Genomic DNA, 15889 nt, shown 5'->3' with positions numbered 1-15889 from the left:
TGCCGATGACCATCTCACATTCCGTTGACACGGCCGCCGGATAACCGCACCGTCGGTGCAGATATCGCTTGCCCGTTTCGGGAAAGGAACCCCGCCATGCCGGAAGCCGTCATCGTCGCCGCCGCCCGATCACCGATCGGGCGGGCGAACAAGGGCTCCCTGCGCGAGCTGCGCGCCGACGACCTGGCCGCCACGATCGTGCGGGCCGCCCTGGACCAGGTTCCCCAGCTCGACCCGGCCGAGATCGACGACCTGATGCTCGGGTGCGGCCAGCCCGCCGGTGAGCAGGGCTACAACCTCGCCCGCGTGGTGGCCGTCCTGCTCGGGCTCGACCACCTGCCCGGCACCACCGTCAACCGGTACTGCTCCTCGTCCCTGCAGACCACCCGGATGGCCCTGCACGCCATCCGCGCCGGCGAGGGCGACGTCTTCGTCTCGGCCGGCGTGGAGTGCGTCTCCCGTTACCACCGGGGTCGCAGCGACGGGCACCCGGACAGCACCAACCCGCGGTTCGGCGGCGCGACGGCGCGCACCGCCGCGCGGGCCGCCGGCGGGGCGCCGGCCTGGCGCGACCCGCGCGCGGACGGCGAGCTGCCGGACGTCTACGTCGCCATGGGACAGACCGCGGAGAACGTGGCCCAGCTCCGCGGGATCTCCCGCGACAGCCAGGACGAGTTCGCCGTACGGTCGCAACTGCTCGCCGAGAAGGCGATCGCCGACGGCTTCTGGGCCCGGGAGATCACTCCGGTCAGCGTGCCCGGCGGCACGGTGGTCGCCGCCGACGACGGCCCGCGCCCCGGGGTGACCCTGGCGGCGGTGGCGGCGCTGCCACCGGTGTTCCGGCCGGACGGCACGGTGACCGCCGGCAACTCCTGCCCGCTCAACGACGGGGCCGCGGCACTCGTCGTGATGTCCGACGTCCGGGCCCGGGCGCTGGGCATCACCCCGCTGGCCCGGATCGTCGCCACCGGCCTGAGCGCGCTCTCCCCCGAGGTCATGGGGCTCGGGCCGGTGGAGGCGTCCCGGCGGGCGCTGCGCCGCGCCGGGATGTCCATCGCGGACGTCGACCTGGTCGAGATCAACGAGGCGTTCGCGGCCCAGGTGCTGCCGAGCGCCCGCGAGCTGGGCGTCGACTGGGACCGGCTCAACGTCAACGGCGGCGCGATCGCGGTCGGGCATCCGTTCGGCATGACCGGCGCCCGGATCACCACCACCTTGCTCAACTCGCTGCGCTGGCACGACCGGCAGGTCGGGCTGGCGACCATGTGCGTGGGCGGCGGCCAGGGCATGGCGATGATCGTCGAGCGGCTCAGCTGACCAGGGCCGAGGTCGCGCCCCGGCCACGCCCGGTCGCCGGTGACCGGGCGTGGCCGGGCGGCCGGGCGCGGTCGAGCAAGCCGCGCCCGGCCGGTCCTCACGAGGCGGTGGGGATCCCGTTGGCCGGCGGGGTCACCGGGGCGGCGGTGTACTCCCGCACCGGGCCGTCGCCCTCGTCCGTCTCGTACGCCGGCCCGAAGTAGGCCTGCACCCCGCCGCTGACCCGGGTCAGCCGTTCCCCGCCGTAGCCGGAGTGGTCGGTGGCGGAGAAGCGCAGGGGTGCCAGCCCCGGGCCCTGGTAGCCGCCCCTGCTGACCTCGTCGAGCACCGACTCGCGGGTCAGGTCCTTGCCCGCGGCCTGGAGCACCTGCACGAAGAGGTAGCCGACCGCCATCCCGTAGACGGTGTTGCCGTCGAACGGCGCGTCCCCGTTGTGCTCCTTGTTGACCTTGCTGAAGAGCTGGATCCACGGGTTGGCGGTGTCGTTCTGCATGGGCAGGTAGTTGACGCCGATCATGCCCTCCAGCAGCGGCGCGGCGTCGCCGAGCTGCTTGGCCAGGGTCGGGTGGTCGGCGCCCACGTTGGAGACCAACCACTGCGGCTTGTAGCCCAGCCGGGCCGCGGTGCCGACGGCCAGGGCGGTGAAGCCGGGCACGGTGGCCAGGACGACCACCTCGCAGCCGGCCGCCTTGAACGCGCCGATCTGCGGCGCCACGTTGGTGTTGCTGGTGACGTACGTCTGCTTGGCCACCACCGCGCCCGCGCCGAGCACCTGCTCCACCCCGGCCAGGCTGTCCCGACCGAAGTCGTCGTCCTGACCGAGGAAGCAGACCTTGCGGCCGGGCAGCGCGGTCTTCACGTGGTTGGCGAGGATCTTGCCCTCCACGGTGTAGTCGGGGTTGAACCCGAACGTGCCCGGATACTTGTCCGGCTGGTCCCAGCTGCGGCTGCCGGAGGCGACGAAGAGGTCCGGCACCCGGTTGCTCTTGAGGAAGTCGAGCACCCCGGTGTGGGTCGGCGTGCCGAGCCCGTTCAGGACGGCGAAGACCTTGTCCTGCAGGACCAGCTGGCGGACCACCTGCTGGGTGTTCGCCGGGTTGTACCCGTCGTCCATGATCTTGTAGGTGATCTTCCGGCCGTGCACGCCGCCGTTGGCGTTGACGTAGTCGAAGTACGCCTTGGTGGCCGGTGCGATCTTGGAGTAGCCGGCCGAGGCCGGGCCGGTCAGCGGCATGTGGGTGCCGACCACGATCTCGGTGTCGGTGACGCCGGGCACCGGCCCGCGTCCCGACCCGCCGCCGCCGTCGCCGCTGCACGCGGCGGAGGTGACGAGCAGGGTGATGGCGGTGGCGATCGCGAGACCACGTCGTGTCGAGGGTGGCATGGGGACACCGACCTTTCCTCGGTCCGGTTCTGTTGGCGGGTGGCGGGTGGAGCGGGGTGGACGGGGGCCCGGGTCGGTTCAGGACCGGCGACGGCCCGGCAGGCGGGCCACCAGCACCCGGCCGAGACGGGCCAGCAGGCCCTGCACGCCGCCGGGCGCGGCGATCATGACGACGATCAGGGTGACCCCGAAGATGGCCAGCGGGAGGTTGCCCTCCATCCGCTGCGCCACGGCTGGGGAGAGGGTGACCTGCTCGGTCAGGGTGTGGGTGAGATCGGGCAGGGCGACCAGCAGGACGGCGCCCCAGGCCGCCCCGGCGAGGCTGCCCAGGCCGCCGATGACGACGGCCATCAGCAGGAACAGCGACAGGGTGAGCGAGAACGCCCCGGGCGAGACGCTCTGCGCGAGCACCGCGAGCAGGGCGCCGCCGAGCCCGGCGCCGGCGGCGCTGACCACGAAGGCGAGCACCTGCGTGCGGGCCACGTGGATGCCGGCGAGGCGGGCGGCGACCTCGTCGTCGCGGACCGCCCGGAAGGTGCGGCCGTACCGGCTGCGGACGAGGTTGGCCAGCAGCACCAGGGCGAGCAGGGTCGCCGCCGCGGTGACCCAGAGCTGCCAGCGCTCGTAGGGGAAGTACGGCCCGAGCGCGGCCGGTGGCGGCTCCACCGGCACCGACAGCCCCTGCTCGCCGTTGAAGACGCCGTCGAAGGTGACGGTCAGCGCCGGCACCACGATCGCGACGGCCAGCGTCACCCCGGCCAGGTACGGGCCGCGCAGCCGGGCGGCGGCCACGCCGACCACCGCGCCGACCACCAGCGCCGCCAGCACCGCCGCGACCAGCGAGACCGCGAGCAGCCAGCCGCCGGTGAGCCCGGCGTCGAGGAACGCGGTCTGGCAGAAGGCCACCGTGTACGCGCCGGTGGCCATCAGCGCGCCGTGCCCCAGCGAGAGCTGCCCGTTGAGGCCGGTCAGCACGGTCAGCCCGGCGGTGGCGCAGAGGTAGGCCGCCACGGTGGCGAGCTGGAAGTTGCGGAACGGCTCCAGGCCGTAGCTGACCGCCGTCAGCAGCAGTGCGGCGGCAACCGCGACGCCGAGGTGGCGCAGCAGGGTCGGAACGCCGCGCCCACCGGCGGGATGGGTGCCGGCGTCCGGCGCCGGGGTGCGCGGCGGCGTGGCCGCCCGGGTGGCGCTCACACCCGCCTCGCGGTGACCGGGGCGAACAGCCCGCCGGGGCGGACCAGCAGCACCGCCAGCAGCAGCACCAGCACGGCGAGCGGGGTGAGGTCGCTGCCGGCGTAGCCGCTGACGTAGGAGAGGAGCAGACCGACCGCGAGCCCGCCGACCACCGCCCCCGGTGGACTGTCCAGTCCGCCGACCACGGCGGCGGTGAACGCCGAGACGAAGACCAGGTCCATCGCGTGCGGGTGCAGGCCCAGCTCGGTGGGGATGACCAGCAGGCCGGCCAGCGCACCGACCCCGGAGGCCAGCGCCCAGCCGAGGGTCAGCATGCCGCCGACGTTGACCCCGAGCAGCCGGGACACCTCGGGGGCGAACGCCGCCGCGCGCATCCGCAGGCCGACCGCGGTGCGGGTGAAGATCCAGGCCAGCCCGACCACCACCACCCCGACCGCCGCGAACGCGAACAGGTCGTACGGGGAGAGCACGGCGATCCCGGCCACGGTCAGCGCGGACCGGGAGAACGGCGCCTCGGCGGGCAGGAACTCGTTGCCGTAGACCATGCCGAGGAGCGCCTGGATCAGCAGCACCAGCCCGAGGGCGACGATCACCGGGTTGAGCGGGGACGCGTGGTCGACGAAGCGCATCACCGCCAGGTCGACGACCGCGCCGAGCAGCAGCCCGGCGACGAGCGCGGCCAGGAAGCCCAGCCAGTACGAACCGGTTGCGGCCGACACGCTGTAGGCGACGTACGCGGTGGCCACCGCCATCGCGCCCTGGGCGAAGTTGACGATCCGGGCGGCTCGCCAGATCAGCACCAGGGCCAGCGCGAACGCGGCGTAGACCGCACCCCGGGACAGGCCGTCGAGGGTGAGGAAGACGAAGCGGTCCAACGGTCCTCCCGCGGGGACGAGGTGGTCAGAAACCGAGGTAGGCGTGGCGCAGGTCGTCGTCGTCGCGCAGCCGGGCGGCCGGGGCGGTGCTGACCACCCGGCCTAGCGCCATCACCACGCCCTGGTCGGCGACCGACAGCGCGCTGCGCACGTTCTGCTCGACCAGGAGCACGGTCAGCCCGGTCCGGTCGCGCAACTGGCGCAGCAGGGCCATGGTCTGGGCGACCACCCGCGGCGCCAGGCCGAGCGACGGCTCGTCGAGCAGCAGCAGCCGGGGCCGGCCGACGAGGGCCCGCCCGAGGGCGAGCATCTGCCGTTCGCCGCCGGAGAGCTGGTGGCCGAGGTGCCGCCGGCGCCGGGCCAGCGGCTCGAACAGCTGGTAGACCTCGTCGAGGGCGCGCTCCGCGTCGGCCCGGTCGCGCCGCCAGAGCCCGCCGAGCCGCAGGTTCTCGTCCACCGTCAGCTCGCCGACCACGCCGCGCCCCTCCGGGACGTGCGCCATGCCGCGGCGGACGAGCCGCTCGACCGGCACGCCCCGCAGGTCGTGCCCGGCCAGCGCGACCCGGCCGGCGACCGGGCGCAGCATGCCGGAGAGGGCGCGCAGCAGGGTGGTCTTGCCGGCCCCGTTCGCCCCCACCACCGCCGCGATGGTGCCGGCCGGCACGGTGAGGTCGACCCCGTGCAGCACGGGCGCGGCCCCGTACCCGGCCACCAGCCCGCGCACCTCCAGCAGGTCGGCGCTCATGCCGGCACTCCGCTTCGCTCCGTGCCGACATGAGGCACCACCGCACAGAGCCTGATGATTCGCTCGCTCCGCTCGCTCATGCCGCCGCCTCGTCGACCTCGGCGCCGAGGTAGGCCTCGGTGACGGCCGGGTCGTCGCGGATCTCGGCCGGGGTGCCGGCCGCGACGACCCGGCCGAAGTCGAGCACCACGATCTCGTCGCAGACCGACATCACCAGGTCCATGTGGTGCTCCACCAGCAGCACCGCGCAGGGGTCGGTGTCCCGCCGGGGCAGCTGCCGGACCAGCTCGGCCAGCTCGGCGATGTCGTCGCCGCCGAGCCCGCCGGCCGGTTCGTCGAGCAGCAGCAGCCGGGGCCGCGCGGCCAGCGCGCGGGCCAGCGCGACCCGCTGGCGTACGGCGAACGGCAGGGTGCCCGGCGCGGCGTCGGCGTGCCCGGCGATGCCCAGGCCGTCGAGCACGTCGAGGGCGTGCCGGCGCAGCCGGCGCTCGTCGCGGTCGCTGCGGGGCAGGCCGAGCAGCGCGGCGAGGAAGCCGGCGCGGGCGGTGTGCGTGGCGCCGGCCATCACGTTCTCCAGCACGGTGAGCCCGGCGAAGAGCCCGGTGCCCTGCAGGGTCCGGGCGATGCCGAGCCGGGTCAGCTGGTGCGGCCGGGGTCGCAGCGGGCGGCCGTCGAGGGTGATCGTGCCCGAGTCCGGCGCGACGAAGCCGCATACGACGTTGAACAGGGTGGTCTTGCCGGCCCCGTTCGGGCCGATCACGCCGACCACCCGGCCGGCGGGCACCCGCAGCGAGACGTCGTCGAGGGCGGTGAGGCCGCCGAAGCGCACCCCGATGTGGTGCAGCGCGAGCCCTTGTTCCATTCACCCATCCCTCGCTCCGACGGGACGTTATTTACACTGGGAGTGTACGTTTCTCGGGTCCGGCGTCAATACCTTCGATGCGCCGCCGCCCGCCCCGGAACGCGGTACGGCGGTGGCCGGACGGACGCCGATCGGCACACCGACGCGCAACATGCACTCCAGATGCGACACCCAGGACAGGGGCCCGCCACCGCGCGGGGCGGTGGCGGGCCGGGGTCGGGGGGCGGCCGCGGCGGGCGGCCGCCCGGTGGGCGTCAGGCGTTCGGGCAGGTGTTGCGGTACTCCTCGATGTCGAAGCCGCTCGGCCCCGGGCAGAGGAACTGCTCGTAGCGGGTGTCGTTGTCGACGAACCGCTTCAACCAGGCCACCATCTGCCGGGCGGTGGGGGTGTTGACCGTCTGCGGGAAGAAGTGGCTGGCGCCGTTCAACTCCAGGTACGCCTTCTCCGACGACGCCGGGATGCTGGTGTAGAACGGCTCCGAGTGCGAGGAGACCGGGGCGACGCTGTCGCTCTCGCCGCCGATGATCAGCGTCGGCACCCGGACGTCGGACCAGGTCTTGTCCAGGTTCCAGGGTGCGAGCGGCACGGCGGCCTGCAGCGACGGCCGGGACACGGCGGCCTCCAGGCTGCCGCCGCCGCCCATCGAGTGGCCGGCGACGGCGAGCCGGGTGCCGTCGATCCGGCCCCGGACGGAGCTGCGCTGGACCAGGTAGTCGAGCGCCGCGAGCAGTTGGCGGCCGCGGCTGTCCGGCTGGTCGAACCGGCTGTTGGTCTCGATGCCGATCACCACGAAACCGTGCGAGGCGATCCGCGGCCCGAGCCAGCTGATGCTGGACCAGGCGGCGGTGTAGCCCGGCGAGATGGCGATGGCGCCGAAGGTGCCCTCGCTGGTGCTGGTCGGGTAGTAGATGACTCCCCCGCCGAAGCCGGTGACGCTGAGCGAGGAGACGCTCTGCGACGCGGTGGCGAAGGGGCCCCGGCTGGCCTCCAGCAGGGCGGTGGTCGGGGCGGGGCCGCGCTCGTACGGATTCTCGGCGGCCCGGGCCGGAGCGGCGGTCAGGACGCCGGCGGCGGCCAGGAGGCTGGCCACGGCCAGCCCGGCGACGCGGGCAAGGGGACGGGTGGTGGTCGGTGACACGTCGGGCGCTCCCTGGGGTCGGGGATATCGACGCCCGTCAGTCTTCGACGTGTCGGCCGGTGCCCGCATCGGTGAAATCACCAGTCCCGGCGGCCCACGGCCGGCGGGCCCACCCGACGCCGACTGCGTCAGCGGACCACGGCGGGGGTGCCGAACCGCACCGGGACACCCGGCGAGTAGAGCACGCTGACCGGCGCCGCCCCGGGGGCGGGCAGGCCGGCGGCGCGGACCAGTTCGTCGTCGAGGGCCACCAGCTCCGCGCGGTGCAGCGGCCACCGGGGGTGCACGTTGGGCAGGTGCAGCGTCCGGCCGTACGCGCGGGTGTGCAGACCCCAGCGGGCGGTGAGGAAGTGCTCCAGCGGGGTCGGCTCGGCGATCGGGGCGCCGACCCGCATGCTGAACGCGCTGGCCGCGCCGCGCGGGCCGGGCCAGCGCCGGCGGCTGGTGTAGGTGAGCAGGTCGCCGTCGCGGCGCAGGCGCATCCGCGACCACAGGTACGGCAGCCGCAGGCTGGCCCGGGCGACCAGCACCGGCAGCAGTCGGGACGCGTCCAGGGACCGGAACACCACGGCCCGCCGGCCGGCGACGTCGACGCTGTACAACCGCACGTTGGTCTCGCAGAAGGTGCCCAGGTAGGGCAGGCCCGGGCCGGCGAAGAGGCCGAGCCCGACCATCCGGAACCCGATCAGGCCGACGTACGTGCGCCCGTCGAGGACGTCCGGCCGGGTGCCGGGCGGCAGCATCGGCGCCACCACCGCCGGGTCTACGGCCCAGTGCAGGAACGCCAGATCCTGCCAGCGCTGCACCAGCACCGGCCGGCGCAGCGGCCGGGCCGCCTCGGCCGTCACCTCCTCGGGATCCACCGGGCCATTGTCACCGGTACGAGCCACCGGGCACCGCGCCGGCCGGTCCGGGTCGGGCACATCGACGGCCGGCCACGGCCGCCTGTCCACGAACGCGGACGGTAGGGCCGTTCCGGCGCTGCGGCGACCGGCCGTTCGGTAGGTTGGCAGTGCCCCGGCCGGTGCCAGGTCGCCGGCGGCTCCCCTCGCGGTGCGGCCCGCCAGAGGAGGCAGACGCGTGACGTCCGGTCCGCTTCCCCGGATCCTCCGCCGGCGCGGCGAGCCGGAGCATCCGACCTTTCTGGAGCTCTTCTTCGACCTGGTCTACATCTTCATGCTCTCCCGCCTCGCGGAGGGACTGGCCCAGGACCTCAGCCTCGAGGGTGCCGCGCGGACCGCCGTCCTGCTGCTGGCCGCCTGGTGGGTCTGGGTGCTGACCGCGTGGCTCACCGACCTGTTCAACCCGCGGCTGCCGATCATCCAGGCCACCGTCCTGCTGGTCATGTTCGGCACCCTGCTGATGGCGGTCGCGGTGCCGCACGCCTTCGACGCGCACGGCGGGCTCTTCGTCGCGGCGTACTTCGCCATCCACGTCGTCCGGGACGCGGTGCTCATCCCCGGCACCCGGGTGAACCGGGCGATCCAGGCCCGCAGCATCCGGGTCTTCTTCTGGTTCGGGGTCACCGTCGTGCCGTGGGTGGCCGGGGTGTTCGTGGACGGCACGGCACGGCTGGCGCTCTGGGCCCTCGCGGCGGCGGTCGACCTCGGGTCGGCCCGGATCGGCTGGCCCACTCCGTGGCTGGGCCGTACCGAACTGGCCAGTCAGATCTTCACCGGCCCCCACCTCTCCGAGCGGCACCGGGAGATCTTCATCATCTCGCTCGGCGAGTTGATCCTGACCGTCGGCATGGGCCTGGGCGGCAGCGGCCTCCAGGCCGGGCCGGTGGCCGCCTGCGCGGTGGCGTTCGCCAACGCGGTCCTGCTGTTCCACCTGTACTTCCAGCGGGTCCGGCAACTGCTGGCGCCGCCGAGCGTCATCGCGGTGGAACGGGTCCGACCCGGCACCTCCACCTCGTACAGCCATCTGGTGCTGGTGGCCGGGGTGGTCGTCATCTCCGCGGGGGACACCCTCGTCATCGACGACCCGACCGGCGCGGCGCCGGCGGCCCTGGTCGTCGCCCTGCTCGGCGGGCCGGCCCTCTTCCTGCTCGGCAGTTGCCTGCTCGACGCCGTGGTGACCGGCCGGGTGCTGTGGTCCCGGGCGCTGGGCGTGGTCGCGCTGGCCGCCCTGGCGCCCGCGATGGCGCCGTTGCCCCCGCTGGCGATCATGGTCGCGGCGAACCTGGTGCTGCTGCTCATCCTGATCGGTGAGCGGGTCGCCCCACGCTCACGGCTGGTCAGCGCCGCCCCGCCCGCCCGGTGACGCCCGGCCGAGCGCCGGGGGCATCGGGGTCCTCGTGCGCCGCCGGGTGCTCACCAGGTTCGCCGTGGCGATCAGGGCCAGGACGGTCATGGCGAGCAGCGCGACCAGGACCGGCGACAGCCGGGACACCGCGGGCGCCCCGGCGGCCAACAGCAGCAGGCCGGCGATCCGCGACCGGGAGATCCGGCCGAACACGCTGTAGTCCAGCAGCGCGCGGCCGACCAGGAAGAGAGCCGGTCCGCCGAGGATGACCGCGGCCCAGGACGGTGGCGTGTCACCTGACGGGCGGGTCAGGACGAGGTGGTTGGCGACCGCGACCAGCCCGATGCCGGCCACGATGATCAGGTGGGTGACCGCGGCGGACTGGGTGAGCAGCGACGGGTTCGTGGACCGGGCGATCGCCTCGGTCAGCAGTTCCCCGGCCCGGTAGATGTAGATCCGCCACATCAGCACCACGATCGTGAACACCACCGCCAGCACCCCGGCCCGCCCGCTCGAGTAGTCGCCGAAGCTGAAGGTGGTCGCGGTCACGAAGAGCGCCGCGCCGAGCGCGAGGATGACGAACTGCCGGTATCGCTCGGCGACCCGCTCACCGACCAGCCGCCAGTCCTCGGGGTGTGAGCGGCCGAGCAGCGGCACCGGCCAGCCGAGCACGGCGCCGACGTACTCCACCGCGACCGCCGCCGCCCAGAGCGCCAGGCGGGGCGGGCCGGCGAAAAGGGCCCCGCCGATCCACCCGAGCCCGGCGACCACCTCCCAGAAGACGACCCGCCGGCTCAGGCTCCGCCCGGAATCGTCCCGCGACAGGAACATGTTGTAGGTGCTCGAACCGAGGTGGATCGTCACGTAGGTCACCGCGAACAGCAGGTCGGCGCCACCGTACGCGTCGTGCACCAGGGCCGCCAGCAGCAGGCTCCCCGCCATCACCCCGATGAACAGCGCCTGCACCGCCGGTCGGGTGATGTCGAGGGTGTCCCCCGCCCAGGTGGTCAGCGCCCAGATCAGCGTGAACGCGAGCAGCAGCACCAGCGTCTCGGCGGCGCCGGTCCAGCCGACCTCGTCCCACAGTTTCTTGGCGAGCGAGATGAAGGCGAAGACGAAGGCCAGATCGAAGAAGAGCTCCAGGAACGCCGGACGCGCCGGATCCCGCGGGGCCGCCACCTCGGTGTCGCCATCGGCTGCCATCGACCATCCCGTCCCGTCCGGCCGCACCCCGCCGTCCACCACCGACCCTATGGGCTGATCGCCCGGTGACCGGGGCGATTGCTCCCGCCGGGACGGGCCAGGCGGCGGCCGGGCGGCAAGCACCGGCTTCATCTAGTTCTTACGGTGGGTGTGCCGGGATCTTTCATAAAGCAGTCTGACTATTGCGATCGCGTGTCCGCCGCTGGCATGATGACCGTCAATTCTCGCCGGCCTGGTGAAAGGGCGGTTGCCATGGCGCTCTCCCGCCGAAAGCTGATCGGTTCCGTCGCGGCGGGCTCCGCGCTCGCCGCCGTCTCTCCGGCCGAACTGGTGCCGGCCCTCACCCGCCCGGCACGCGCCGCCAGCCCGCCCGGCGACGTGGTCGGCAGGATCACGGTCGGCTACCAGGGCTGGTTCAGCTGCCCGGGCGACGGGGCGCCGATCGGCGGCTGGTGGCACTGGAGCCGCGACCGGTTCCAGCCGCCGTCACCGGCCAACACGACCATCGTCTCCTGGCCCGACACGCGGGAGTACGCCCACGGCTACTCCACCGCCTACCCCAACCTCGGCAACGGCCAGCCGGCCCAGCTCTTCTCCTCCTACGACCAGCAGACCGTCGACACCCACTTCCGCTGGATGCAGGAGCACGGCTGCGACACCGCGGCGTTGCAGCGGTTCAACCCGTTCGGTGACGAGGGCCCGACCCGCGACGCCATGGCGGTGAAGGTCCGCAGCGCGGCCGAGCGGTTCGGGCGCAAGTTCTACATCATGTACGACGTCACCGGCTGGACGGCCATGCAGTCCCAGCTCAAGGAGGACTGGACGACGAAGATGTCGGCGCACACCGCCTCCCCGGCGTACGCCCGGCAGAACGGCCGGCCGGTGGTCTGCGTCTGGGGGTTCGGCTTCAACGACGACGGCCGCCCGTTCGCCCCCGCGCCCTGCCTGGACGTGGTGCAGTGGTTCAAGGCGCAGGGCTGCTACGTCATCGGCGGCGTGCCCACCTACTGGCGGCAGGGGATCAACGACTCCCGCCCCGGCTTCGCCGAGGTCTACCACGCCTTCAACATGATCTCGCCGTGGATGGTCGGCCGCACCGGCACGCTCGACGGGCTGGACTGGTTCCACAGCAACGTCAACGTGCCCGACCTGGCCGACTGCACCGCGCACGGGATCGACTACCAGCCCTGCGTGATGCCGGGCGACCTGTCCGCCGGGCACCGCCGGCACGGCGACTTCTACTGGCGACACCTCTACAACATGGTCCGCCTCGGCGCCCACGGCCTCTACGTCTCGATGTTCGACGAGTTCAACGAGGGCAACCAGATCGCCAAGACCTCGGAGACGCAGGCCACCACCCCCGCCGGGGCGGGCATCCGGGCGCTCGACGAGGACGGCACCTTCTGCTCGTCCGACTACTACCTCCGCATCACCGCCGACGGCGGGCGGATGCTCAAGGGCCAGCTCGCCCTCACCCCGGTGCGGCCGACCCCGCCGGTCGTCGGCGGCAACCCGCCCACCGGTGACCTGGCCGCCGGTCGGCCCAGCACGGCGAGCAGCCAGCACGGCCCGTTCGTCGCCGCCAACGCCGTCGACGCCGATCCGGGCAGCTACTGGGAGGCCGGCAACGGCACGTTTCCCCAGTGGTGGCAGGTCGACCTGGGCGCCGGCCACCCGCTGACCCGCCTCGTGCTCGCCCTGCCGCCCGGCTGGGAGCCGCGCACCCAGACCGTGTCGGTGCAGGGCAGCACCGACGGCTCGACCTTCGGCACACTGTCCGCGCCGGCCGGCGTCCGCTTCGACCCGGCCACCGGCAACACCGCCACCCTGGCGCTGCCCGGAGCCACCGCCCGGCACGTCCGGGTGACGATCGCCGGCAACACCGGCTGGCCGGCCGCGCAACTCGCCCGGGTGCAGGCGTACGCGGCGGGTGGCACCCCCACCCCGCCCACGGCGCCGGGCAACCTGACGGTGACCGGCCGGAGCGCCACCAGCGTGTCGCTGGCCTGGGCCGCGTCCACCGACGCCGACGGGGTGGCGGGCTACCAGGTGCGCCAGGGCGGCCAGCCGGTCGCCTCCGTCACCGGCACCGCCGCCACGGTCAGCGGGCTCAGCCCGGCCACCGCCTACACCTTCACCGTCGTCGCGCTGGACACCGCCGGGACGCCGTCGCCGCCGTCGAACGCGGTCACCGTGAGCACGGCCCCCGCACCGCTGACCGACCTGGCCCGGGGCCGGCCGGTGGCGGAGAGCAGCCACACCCAGGACCACGGCTGCGCCAACGTGGTCGACGGCAATCCGGACAGCTACTGGGAGAGCGCCAACAACGCCTTCCCCCAGTGGGTCCGGGTCGACCTCGGCGCACCGACGACGGTCGGCCGCGTGGTGCTCCGGCTACCGCCGTCACCGGCCTGGCAGACCCGCACCCAGACGCTCTCGGTGCAGCTCGGCCCGGACGGCGCGGCATGGACGAGCGCCGTCGCCGCCGCCGGGCGGGTCTTCGACCCGGCCACCGGCAACCAGGTGACGCTGACCTTCCCCGCCGCCCAGGCCCGGTACCTGCGGGTGCACATCACCGGCAACACCGGCTGGCCGGCGGGACAGCTGTCCCAGGTGGAGGTGTACGCCCCCTGACCCGGCGGCCGGCCGGCCGCCCCGTCCCCGCCCTGGCGCGGCCGGCGGGATCCCCACCACCGACAGAAACGAGTCACCGATGTTCCGACGTGTCCCACCCGGCCCGCCGCGGCGACGCCGACCCGCGCGGGCGCTCGTGTCCGCCACCGCGCTCGCGCTCGCGGCCGGCGTGCTGGCCGGCGCGCCCGCCCCGGCCGCCGCCGACCCGGCCGGCCAGCGCCCGGTCGTGACCCGGGCCGCCCTCGATCCGGCGCTGGTCGCCGGCCGGGGCGCCCGGGTCGGCTTCGTGGAGCAGGAGGCGGAGAACGCCCACACCGACGGCGAGGTCATCGGGCCCGACCGGACGGCCTACACGCTGCCGTCGGAGGCCTCCGGCCGGCGGGCGGTACGGCTGACCCCCGGCCAGCACGTGGAGTTCGTCCTGCCCGCCGCGGCCAACGCGATCACCGTGCGCTACAGCATCCCGGACGCGCCGAACGGCGGCGGCATCACCGCCCCGCTGGACGTCGCGGTGAACCGCAAGCGGGTCCGCACCATGACCCTCACCTCGCAGTACGCCTGGCTGTACAACCAGTACCCGTTCACCAACGATCCGCGGGCCGACCTGCTCCACCCCGACTGGTGGATCACCGAGTGCTCCTGCGTCCCCGCCCGGACCACGCCGTACCCGAGCATCCAGAAGCCGTTCCGCCCCAGCCACTTCTACGAGGAGCAGCGCCTGCTGCTCGGCCGGACCTACCGGGCGGGCGACCGGATCCGGCTCACCGTCCCCGCCGGCAGCAACGCCGCGTGGACCGTCATCGACCTGCTCGACTCCGAACTGGTCGGCCCGCCGCGGGTCCGGCTGGCGGCGGCGAACGTGCTGGCGTTCGGCGCCGACCCGACCGGCCGCCGGGACGCCGCCCCGGCCATCGAGCGGGCCATCGCCTTCGCCCGGCGCACCGGGCTCACCGTCTACCTCCCGCCCGGCACCTACCAGGTGAACCGGCACATCATCGTCGACGACGTGACCATCGAGGGCGCCGGTAACTGGCACACGATCATCAGGGGCCGGGAGATCGCGCTACCCGCCCCGGCGCCGGACGGCTCGGTGCACACCGGCGTCGGCTTCTACGGCCGGGACGCCGCGGACGGCGGCAGCCGGAACGTGCACCTCTCCGGTTTCGCGATCGAGGGCGACGTGCGGGAACGCATCGACACCGACCAGGTGAACGCGATCGGCGGCGCGCTGAGCGACTCCACCATCCACGGTCTCTACCTGCACCACACCAAGGTGGGCATGTGGTTCGACGGGCCGATGCGCAACCTGCGGATCACCGACAACATCGTCGTCGACCAGATCGCGGACGCGCTGAACTTCCACACCGGCGTGACCGACTCGCTGGTGGCACACAACTTCGTCCGCAACACCGGCGACGACGGCCTGGCCATGTGGTCGGAGACGACGGCGAACGCGCGCAACACGTTCGCCAACAACACGGTGCAGTCGCCGGTGCTCGCCAACGGCATCGCCCTCTACGGCGGCACCGACAACACCGTCTCCGGCAACCTGATCGCCGACCCGGTACGGGAGGGCAGCGCCATCCAGCTCGGGTCCCGGTTCGGCGCGGAACCGTTCACCGGTTACGTCCGGGTCCGGGACAACACCACCGTCCGCGCCGGCACGTACGAGCTGAACTGGAAGATCGGCCTCGGCGCCATCTGGCTCTACGCGCTGGAGGGCAGCATCGACGCGCGGATCGAGGTGGTCGGGGACGACTACCTCGACAACACGTACAACGCCGTCATGCTGGTCAGCGAGTGGGCGGTGAAGGACCTCCACTCGATCAGCAACGTGCACTTCCGGGACATCCGCGTCGACGGCACCGGCACCTCGGTGGTGAGCGCCCGCGCGGCGGGCTCGGCGTCGTTCCGGAATGTCGACGCCCGGCACGTGGGCGCGGTCGGGGTCAACAACTGCGGGTCGTTCCACTTCACCCCGGCCGGTTCCGAGTTCTCCCTCACCGACCTGGGCGGCAACGACGGCGGCTGGCTCGCCCCCTGGCTGTTGCCGAACACCATCACCTGCGACGACCGGCCGCCGGTCGTCCCCCCGCCACCACCGGCACGGTGGTGAACCGGGTGGGGTCCGGGCATCCGGCCGGATGCCCGGACCCCACCCCGTCGGCGTACGTGATCCGGCGGTCTGGTGGGCGCTGTCGCCGGCCGTGGCGGCGAACCCGGCGCCGCTGACCCTGGCTTCCGATCACCTGCGTCCCGCGGTCGCCGGCCGGCCCTCGCCGGTCGGCG

12 protein-coding genes are annotated in these 15889 nt (G+C 73.7%); 4 read left to right on the top strand and 8 right to left on the bottom strand.

Annotated elements, in window-relative coordinates:
- Positions 1-96 precede the first annotated feature (96 nt).
- Complete coding sequence (locus tag AC1WTP_RS21675; protein WP_481651090.1) at positions 97-1317, top strand: acetyl-CoA C-acetyltransferase; 1221 nt, start codon at positions 97-99, stop codon at positions 1315-1317.
- A gap of 97 nt (positions 1318-1414) precedes the next feature.
- Here AC1WTP_RS21675 and AC1WTP_RS21670 read toward each other — a convergent pair whose 3' ends face one another.
- The 7 genes from AC1WTP_RS21670 to AC1WTP_RS21640 form a co-directional block, all read right to left on the bottom strand.
- Positions 1415-2701, bottom strand: coding sequence for an ABC transporter substrate-binding protein (locus AC1WTP_RS21670; RefSeq protein ID WP_481651089.1), 1287 nt, complete (start codon positions 2699-2701; stop codon positions 1415-1417).
- Positions 2702-2779: 78 nt separating this feature from the next.
- Entirely contained in the window at positions 2780-3895 is a 1116-nt protein-coding gene (locus tag AC1WTP_RS21665; protein WP_481651088.1) for a branched-chain amino acid ABC transporter permease, read from the bottom strand.
- Positions 3892-4770, bottom strand: a complete 879-nt coding sequence (locus tag AC1WTP_RS21660) for a branched-chain amino acid ABC transporter permease (RefSeq protein WP_481651087.1) — start codon at positions 4768-4770, stop codon at positions 3892-3894. Before AC1WTP_RS21660 ends, AC1WTP_RS21665 begins: the two co-directional genes overlap by 4 nt.
- A gap of 25 nt (positions 4771-4795) precedes the next feature.
- Positions 4796-5515 (bottom strand): ABC transporter ATP-binding protein, encoded by a 720-nt coding sequence (locus AC1WTP_RS21655; RefSeq protein WP_481651086.1) that lies wholly within the window; start codon positions 5513-5515, stop codon positions 4796-4798.
- Positions 5516-5591: 76 nt separating this feature from the next.
- Positions 5592-6377 carry an ABC transporter ATP-binding protein gene (locus AC1WTP_RS21650; RefSeq protein ID WP_481651085.1) on the bottom strand — a complete coding sequence of 262 codons (786 nt, stop codon included), beginning with the start codon at positions 6375-6377 and terminating at the stop codon, positions 5592-5594.
- A gap of 254 nt (positions 6378-6631) precedes the next feature.
- The gene (locus AC1WTP_RS21645; protein WP_481651084.1) at positions 6632-7516 is read right to left on the bottom strand and encodes an alpha/beta hydrolase family protein; all 885 of its coding nucleotides are present in this window, start codon (positions 7514-7516) and stop codon (positions 6632-6634) included.
- A gap of 128 nt (positions 7517-7644) precedes the next feature.
- Positions 7645-8379, bottom strand: coding sequence for a YqjF family protein (locus AC1WTP_RS21640; RefSeq protein WP_481651083.1), 735 nt, complete (start codon positions 8377-8379; stop codon positions 7645-7647).
- Positions 8380-8596: 217 nt separating this feature from the next.
- On the opposite strand from AC1WTP_RS21640, the gene AC1WTP_RS21635 reads away from it, so the two are divergent.
- Positions 8597-9781 carry a low temperature requirement protein A gene (locus AC1WTP_RS21635; protein WP_481651082.1) on the top strand — a complete coding sequence of 395 codons (1185 nt, stop codon included), beginning with the start codon at positions 8597-8599 and terminating at the stop codon, positions 9779-9781.
- On the opposite strand, the gene AC1WTP_RS21630 is transcribed toward AC1WTP_RS21635, so the two are convergent.
- Complete coding sequence (locus AC1WTP_RS21630) at positions 9746-10966, bottom strand: low temperature requirement protein A (RefSeq protein ID WP_481651081.1); 1221 nt, start codon at positions 10964-10966, stop codon at positions 9746-9748. The genes AC1WTP_RS21635 and AC1WTP_RS21630 overlap by 36 nt on opposite strands.
- A gap of 252 nt (positions 10967-11218) precedes the next feature.
- On the opposite strand from AC1WTP_RS21630, the gene AC1WTP_RS21625 reads away from it, so the two are divergent.
- On the top strand, positions 11219-13600 hold the full coding sequence (locus AC1WTP_RS21625) for a discoidin domain-containing protein (protein ID WP_481651080.1): 2382 nt from the start codon (positions 11219-11221) through the stop codon (positions 13598-13600).
- 79 nt (positions 13601-13679) lie between these two features.
- Entirely contained in the window at positions 13680-15716 is a 2037-nt protein-coding gene (locus AC1WTP_RS21620; protein WP_481651079.1) for a glycosyl hydrolase family 28-related protein, read from the top strand.
- Positions 15717-15889: the final 173 nt, after the last annotated feature.

Source organism: Micromonospora sp. R311 (assembly GCF_056780015.1).
The sequence above is the reverse complement of the archived record's forward strand: the minus strand, read 5'-3'. Positions and strand labels throughout refer to the sequence as shown.

What these genes read in the sequence shown, in the direction of transcription:
- AC1WTP_RS21620 (WP_481651079.1), top strand. Translation starts at nt 13,680, where the DNA reads ATGTTCCGACGTGTCCCACCCGGCCCGCCGCGGCGACGCCGACCCGCG.
- AC1WTP_RS21655 (WP_481651086.1), bottom strand. Translation starts at nt 5,515, where the DNA reads ATGAGCGCCGACCTGCTGGAGGTGCGCGGGCTGGTGGCCGGGTACGGG.
- AC1WTP_RS21625 (WP_481651080.1), top strand. Translation starts at nt 11,219, where the DNA reads ATGGCGCTCTCCCGCCGAAAGCTGATCGGTTCCGTCGCGGCGGGCTCC.
- AC1WTP_RS21650 (WP_481651085.1), bottom strand. Translation starts at nt 6,377, where the DNA reads ATGGAACAAGGGCTCGCGCTGCACCACATCGGGGTGCGCTTCGGCGGC.
- AC1WTP_RS21675 (WP_481651090.1), top strand. Translation starts at nt 97, where the DNA reads ATGCCGGAAGCCGTCATCGTCGCCGCCGCCCGATCACCGATCGGGCGG.
- AC1WTP_RS21630 (WP_481651081.1), bottom strand. Translation starts at nt 10,966, where the DNA reads ATGGCAGCCGATGGCGACACCGAGGTGGCGGCCCCGCGGGATCCGGCG.
- AC1WTP_RS21670 (WP_481651089.1), bottom strand. Translation starts at nt 2,701, where the DNA reads ATGCCACCCTCGACACGACGTGGTCTCGCGATCGCCACCGCCATCACC.